The 6289-nt window shown below is 65.4% G+C and carries 9 protein-coding genes; 6 read left to right on the plus strand and 3 right to left on the minus strand.

Translation table 11 applies throughout. The annotated features are described in order from the left end of the window. Positions 1–434, minus strand: a 434-nt coding sequence (locus tag VK519_RS00120) for a Smr/MutS family protein (protein ID WP_324346479.1), incomplete at its 3' end; no start/stop codon positions are given. A 128-nt stretch (positions 435–562) separates the two neighbouring features. Here VK519_RS00120 and surE point away from each other — a divergent pair. The 4 genes from surE to VK519_RS00140 all read left to right on the plus strand — a co-directional run bounded on the left by surE (position 563) and on the right by VK519_RS00140 (position 3738). Next, positions 563–1345 carry a 5'/3'-nucleotidase SurE gene (gene surE / locus VK519_RS00125; RefSeq protein WP_324346481.1) on the plus strand — a complete coding sequence of 261 codons (783 nt, stop codon included), beginning with the start codon at positions 563–565 and terminating at the stop codon, positions 1343–1345. Continuing rightward, positions 1342–2022 (plus strand): protein-L-isoaspartate(D-aspartate) O-methyltransferase, encoded by a 681-nt coding sequence (locus tag VK519_RS00130; RefSeq protein WP_250625764.1) that lies wholly within the window; start codon positions 1342–1344, stop codon positions 2020–2022. Before surE ends, VK519_RS00130 begins: the two co-directional genes overlap by 4 nt. Before the next feature lie 28 nt (positions 2023–2050). Beyond that, the gene (locus tag VK519_RS00135) at positions 2051–2659 is read left to right on the plus strand and encodes a YqaA family protein (RefSeq protein ID WP_324346484.1); all 609 of its coding nucleotides are present in this window, start codon (positions 2051–2053) and stop codon (positions 2657–2659) included. A gap of 83 nt (positions 2660–2742) precedes the next feature. After that, the gene (locus VK519_RS00140) at positions 2743–3738 is read left to right on the plus strand and encodes a peptidoglycan DD-metalloendopeptidase family protein (RefSeq protein ID WP_324346485.1); all 996 of its coding nucleotides are present in this window, start codon (positions 2743–2745) and stop codon (positions 3736–3738) included. 60 nt (positions 3739–3798) lie between these two features. On the opposite strand, the gene VK519_RS00145 is transcribed toward VK519_RS00140, so the two are convergent. Further along, the gene (locus VK519_RS00145) at positions 3799–4173 is read right to left on the minus strand and encodes an Mth938-like domain-containing protein (protein WP_324346487.1); all 375 of its coding nucleotides are present in this window, start codon (positions 4171–4173) and stop codon (positions 3799–3801) included. Between the two features lie 14 nt (positions 4174–4187). Continuing rightward, positions 4188–4484 (minus strand): YhbY family RNA-binding protein, encoded by a 297-nt coding sequence (locus VK519_RS00150; RefSeq protein WP_324346489.1) that lies wholly within the window; start codon positions 4482–4484, stop codon positions 4188–4190. A gap of 77 nt (positions 4485–4561) precedes the next feature. On the opposite strand from VK519_RS00150, the gene rlmE reads away from it, so the two are divergent. Further along, a complete protein-coding gene (gene rlmE / locus VK519_RS00155) occupies positions 4562–5212 on the plus strand; it encodes a 23S rRNA (uridine(2552)-2'-O)-methyltransferase RlmE (RefSeq protein ID WP_324346491.1) in 651 nt (216 codons plus the stop codon). Beyond that, positions 5209–6289 (plus strand): ATP-dependent metallopeptidase FtsH/Yme1/Tma family protein (locus VK519_RS00160; RefSeq protein WP_324346493.1); only part of this gene is annotated, 1081 nt, incomplete at its 3' end. The genes rlmE and VK519_RS00160, both read left to right, overlap by 4 nt.

Consider the following 6289-nt stretch of genomic DNA (forward strand, 5'->3'; position numbering starts at 1 on the left):
AGCACCGGTCCCTGCGCCTTCGAGCGCAGGCCTTTCCCGTGCACGATGCGCACGCAGCGAATGCCTTCGCGGCGCGCATGGGCCAGGAAGTCGATGATGGTCACCTGGGCCGCGGCCAGGTTCATCTGATGCAGATCGATGTCGTCCTGCACGCTGAACTGGCCGCGTTTGAGTTGCTTCAGGAGCTTGGGGGGATATCCATCGCGCAAATACGACAGTTCCTCGCCGATTTCCATCAGGGCCGGGTCGAAGGCCAGGTCCAGCAGTTCCTTCGGCACGGCGGCCTCATCGGCCTCGAACTGGCGGGCCCGCGGTTCCGGACGGCGCGCGGCCGGCGGCAGCGGTGTGTCGTCAAGTCGGCGGACCTCGCCGATGGCCTCGCGGAAGAGCAGGGCGTCATCGTCGGTCACGCTCTTGTGCGGCCTGCGGTCCATGGCCGCATGCTAGCCCAACGCATCGTTCACGCCACGTCGATGGCCGTGAATCGATCGGCGCGCTCGGGTAGACTCGACAGGATCAAACCGGCCCGTTGCGGGCCGGCAGGTTTACCCCACGGAATACGATGCGCGTACTCGTAAGCAACGATGATGGCGTGGATGCCCCGGGCATCCGCATCCTCGCCGAACGGCTCCAGGCGCTGGGCGAGGTCACGGTAGTGGCGCCCGACCGGGACCGTTCCGGTGCCAGCAACTCCCTGACGCTGGATCAGCCGGTCCGCGTCACGCGCATGGACAACGGTTACTTCCGCGTTGCTGGAACGCCTACCGATTGCGTCCACCTGGCGCTGGCGGGAATGCTTGAAGTGGAACCCGACATCGTGGTTTCGGGCATCAACAACTCCGCCAACCTCGGCGACGACGTCATCTATTCAGGCACCGTGTCCGCCGCCATGGAGGGCCGTTTCCTGGGGCTTCCGGCCATCGCCGTGTCGCTGGCCAGCCGCGACCATCGCGGCGAGCATTTCGAGTCGGCCGCCCAGGCCGTGCTGATGCTCACCCGCCGGCTGCTGGTGGATCCGCTTCCCGCAGACACCATCCTCAATGTGAACGTGCCCGACCTTCCCTGGGAAGACATCCAGGGCTTCGAGGTCACGCGGTTGGGCAAGCGCCATCGCTCGGCGCCCTGCATCGAACAGACCGATCCGCGCGGCCGCCCGATCTGGTGGATCGGCCCGGCGGGCGACGCGGCCGATGCCGGCCCCGGCACGGATTTCGACGCCGTGGCACGCGGTTTCGTTTCCGTCACGCCGATCCACGTCGATCTCACCCGTTTCCAGGCGCTGGAGAAAGTCGCCAGCTGGATGCAGGCACTTTCCACCCAGAAAGACCAGGACGAAGCGGCATGAACATGCATTCGCTGCCGCCCTCGGCCTTGCGTGGCGAAGGCATGACCTCCCAGCGCGCCCGCGACCGCCTCGCCGCCAAGCTCGTGGAAGAAGGCATTACCGACAAGCGCGTGATCGATGTGATCCGCAACCTTGCCCGGCACCATTTCATCGACCAGGCCCTGCATTCGCGCGCGTACGAAAACACCGCGCTGCCGATCGGTCACGGCCAGACGATCTCGCAGCCATATATCGTGGCGCGGATGTCGCAAGCGCTGATCGAACATGGCATACCCGACCGGGTGCTTGAAGTGGGCACGGGCTCCGGCTACCAGGCCGCCGTGCTGGCGGCACTGGTACCGCAGGTGTACACCGTCGAGCGCATCGAGGAACTCCTGCGCCAGGCACGCCGCCGGTTCCGCCAGCTGGGTATCACCAACCTTCGTTCCAAGCATGACGACGGCAAGCTTGGCTGGCCCGAGGAAGCCCCTTTCGACGCCATCATCCTTACCGCCGCCGGCGATTCCATCCCGCTGCAGCTACTGAACCAGTTGCGCCCCGGTGGCGTGCTGGTGGCGCCGGTGGGCTCGCCCAGCCAGCAGATGCTGCTGCGCCTGCGCATGGGTGAGGACGGCGACTTCACCCAGGAAGAACTCGGTTCCGTAAGCTTCGTACCGCTCCTTGGCGGCATCGGCTGATCCTTCTTTCCAAAGCTTAGGGAATCGCATGCGTCTTTTCGGCAAGCTCTACGAACGCGCCCTGGGCTGGGCGAGGCATCGCCATGCGGAGCGCTACCTGGCATTGCTGAGCTTCGTGGAAGCATTCATCTTCCCGGTGATGCCCGAAGTGATGCTGGCGCCGATGATGCTGGCGCGTCGCGAACGCGCCTTCCGCTATGCCAATATCAGCCTGTTGTTTTCGCTCCTGGGGTCACTGGTGGGTTATGCATTGGGCCACTACGCCTTCGAGGCGTTGCGGCCGGTGCTCGATTCACTGCACCTTCTTGCGCCCATCAATACCGGGGTGGAAAACCTTCGCGAAAAGATGAGCGCGCACTGGCTGGCGCTGCTGCTGGTGCTGGCCCTGGCCGCGCTGCAGCCGGTGGTGCCGATGAAATTCGTCACCTGGGCCTCGGGTATCGTCGGCGTGCCGGTGATCCCGTTCCTGGTGTGCATGCTGGTGGGCCGTGGCAAGCGCGTGTGGTTGCTGGCAATCCTGATCCGCCTGTTCGGCGAGCGCGCCGAGCGCATGTTGCACAAGCATATCGAATGGATCGGCTGGCTTGCCATCGTGGTGCTCATCGGCCTTGGTGTGTGGTGGTACATGGCGCATTGACACCTTGCATGGGTATGCTTGCCCGCATGCACCCCATTCGCCTCGTGCCCTGTGCCGCCCTTGTCGTCCTCGCCGGCTGTGACATGCAGCGTAGCTCCGTGGTCTTCGAGCCTTCCGGCCAGACGGGCTCCCAGGTCATCACGCCGGCTTCGCGCCCGCCGCCGCCGGGCGGCAGCTACCGCGTAACCAAGGGCGATACGCTCTACAGCATCGCCTTCCGCAACAAGGTCGATTTCCGCGAACTGGCCCGGTGGAACAACATCGCGGTGCCGTACACCATCTGGCCCGGCCAGGATTTGCGTCTGGCGCCCGCCGACCATCGCGCTGCGGTCGCCGCCGCGGCACCCACGACCGCGCATGCCCCATCCGCGCCGGCGGCAGCACCGCCGCCGCCTCCCGTCCATGGAAATCCACCGCCGCAGGGCGCGGCGCCGGTGGTTGCTGCGGTGCCGCCACCCGCCTCATCTGCCGGCAAGGCAACCGCGCCGATGTTCGAGCCTGCCACTGACGAACCCGCCCCGCCGCCGCCGTTGCCGCCCGATGCGCCCGTGTCGGCGGCCAGCACCGTGGTGGTGGCGGGTGTCGGTACGCTGCCGGCCACGCCAACCCAGGCAGCCAAGGGTGCTCCGCCGAACGTGGCCGCCCCGGCGCCTAGCGTGGACGCCTCAACACCCACCATCGCCTCCGGCGCCACGCGCTCAGCCAGCGGCATCACCTGGCGCTGGCCAGCCGATGGTTCGCTTATCAAGAAATTCAGTGCGGGCGATGCCATTCCCGGTGTCGAGATCGCCGGCAAGGGCGGCGATTCGGTCCGCGCCGCGGCCGATGGCGTGGTGGTGTACAGCGGCAATGGCCTGGTCGGCTATGGCGAGCTGGTGATCATCAAGCACAGCGATTCCTTCCTGTCCGCGTACGGTCACAACCGCAAGCGCCTGGTGAAGGAAGGCGAGCACGTGAAGTCGGGCCAGCAAGTGGCCGAGATGGGCAGCAGCGGCGCTTCGCGCGACGAGCTTCAGTTCCAGATCCGCAAGGATGGTAATCCGGTGGATCCGCTCAGTTACCTGCCGCCGTCGAAGTAGGGCGTCAGGTTTTTGGGGGTCAGAGTTATAACTCTGACCCCTTATCCGCGGGCGGGCGGCTCAGGCAGGAAGGACGAACCCAGCGACCACTCTACGGCCTTCGCCGGCGAGCAGGCTGTATGTCCGTGCCGCGGCGGCATTGGTCATGGCTTCGATGCCGATCCCGAGCTTCAGGAAGGTGGCCATGATTTGCGCCGAGGGAAATACCTGGGTTTCGCCGGTGCCCAACAGGAAGATTTCCGGCTTCAGCGCCAGCACCGCCTGCATGTCGGCCACGGTGGCCGTCTTCACGTCGGTCACCGGCCAGTCTTCGACCACCTGGTCCGGAGCCAGCAGCAGGCTGCGGTGGAAGTCGCGGTCGACGATGGTGACCAGGCCCGGACCCACGCGGCGGGCAAACAGATAGCTACCGGGATGCTCGAACGACAGTTCCATCGCGGCTGGGCACCTTATCGGGGCAGGGCGATCTTCGGATCGTCGTTATTACGCAGGAATACCACCGCGACCGAACCGATCTGCTGTACGGCTTCGGCGCCGGTGGCTGCAAGCAGGGCATCGAGCTGCCCCTGGCGTTCATCCTTGTCGCCCCCGGAAAGCTTGATCTTCACCAGTTCGTGATGGCCCAGGGCCACGCCCAATTCCTTGGACACCGCCTCGGTGGCACCCTTGTTGCCGAGCAGGATCACCGCCGGCAGGTCGTGTGCAAGGGACTTCAGGTAACGGCGCTGGCTTGGCGAAAGGGGCATGTGTTCAGGTTCGAAGTGCGGGGGCGTGACCGCTAAGGGTATCATGGCCTCCACGCCGCTCCCTCAAGTGCCGCCCCATGGCCCGCAGTAAAAGCAGTTCCTCGTGGCTGAAGGAACACTTCGACGACCCCTACGTCAAACGCGCCCAGGCCGAGGGGGTGCGTTCGCGCGCCGTGTACAAGCTCGAGGAATTGATCGACAAGGACAAGCTCCTCAAGCCCAATATGCGCGTGGTCGACCTTGGCGCCGCCCCCGGGGGCTGGTCGCAGCTGGTGCGTCGCCGCATGGGTGAGACGGGAACCGTGGTGGCCATGGACATCCTGCCGATGCAGGGCCTGGGCGGGGTGGATTTCCTCCAGGGCGACTTCCGGGAAGAAAACGTGGTGCGTACGCTTGAAACCATGCTGGAAGGGCAGAAGGTCGATCTTGTGCTGTCGGACATGGCCCCCAATATGTCAGGTGTAGCCTTGGCCGATCAGATCCGCGCCATGGACCTGGCCGACTTGGCCCGGGATTTCGCCCTCGACTGGCTCAAGCCCGGGGGAGCCTTCCTGGTCAAGTTGTTCCAAGGGGCAGGGTTCGATGAGTACCTGCGCAGCTTGCGCGCCGACTTCGGTCGCGTGACGATGCGTAAACCGAAGGCCTCCCGAGCCCGTTCTCGTGAGGTCTATGCGCTTGCCGTGGGTTTGAAATCCCCCGGCCGGCAACCGAGCGAGAACCACGCATGAATGAAATGGCAAAAAACCTGTTGCTCTGGCTGATCATCGCGGTGGTGTTGCTCACCGTGTTCCAGAGCTTCAGCCCGCATAGCGGCTCGTCGCAGGACATGTCCTATTCCACCTTCGCCCAGGCGGTGGACAACGGCAACGTGGCCAATGGCACGATCACCGCCACGGTGCCTGCCACCATCACCGGCAAGCTGAAGGACGGCGCCTCATACCGCACGGTGATCCCGGCCGTGGGAACCAGCACCAACGACATCGTCAAGCAGTTGAACGCCAAGGGCGCCGATGTCCGCCAGGAACCGGCTGATAGCGGCTTCAGCCTGCTGGGTCTGCTGATCAACTGGCTACCGATCATCATCTTCGTCGCCGTCCTGATCTGGTTCATGCGCCAGATGCAGCAGGGTGGCGGTGGACGCGGCGCCATGAGCTTCGGCCGCTCGCGCGCCAAGCTGCAGGGCGAAGACCAGGTCAAGGTCAACTTCTCCGATGTCGCCGGTTGCGACGAGGCCAAGGAAGAAGTAGGCGAGCTGGTCGAGTTCCTGCGCGACCCGGGCAAGTTCCAGAAGCTCGGCGGCAAGATTCCCCGCGGCGTGCTGATGGTGGGCCCACCCGGTACCGGTAAAACCCTCCTTGCCAAGGCGATCGCCGGCGAGGCCAAGGTGCCGTTCTTCTCCATCTCCGGTTCCGACTTCGTCGAGATGTTCGTGGGTGTGGGCGCCAGCCGCGTGCGCGACATGTTCGAGCAGGCCAAGAAGCACGCGCCGTGCATCATCTTCATCGACGAGATCGACGCCGTCGGCCGCCATCGTGGCGCCGGCATGGGCGGCGGTCACGACGAGCGCGAGCAGACCCTCAACCAGCTGCTGGTCGAGATGGATGGCTTCGAGACCAATGTCGGTGTCATCGTGGTGGCCGCCACCAACCGGCCCGACATTCTGGATGCGGCGCTGCTGCGGCCCGGCCGCTTCGACCGCCAGGTCGTGGTGCCGTTGCCGGATGTACGTGGACGCGAGCAGATCCTGCGGGTGCACATGCGCCGGGTGCCGCTGGCCGAAGATGTGAAGCCGCAGCTCATTGCCC

The sequence above is a fragment of the Pinirhizobacter sp. genome, from assembly GCF_035317885.1.
Lineage (GTDB): Bacteria > Pseudomonadota > Gammaproteobacteria > Xanthomonadales > Rhodanobacteraceae > Pinirhizobacter.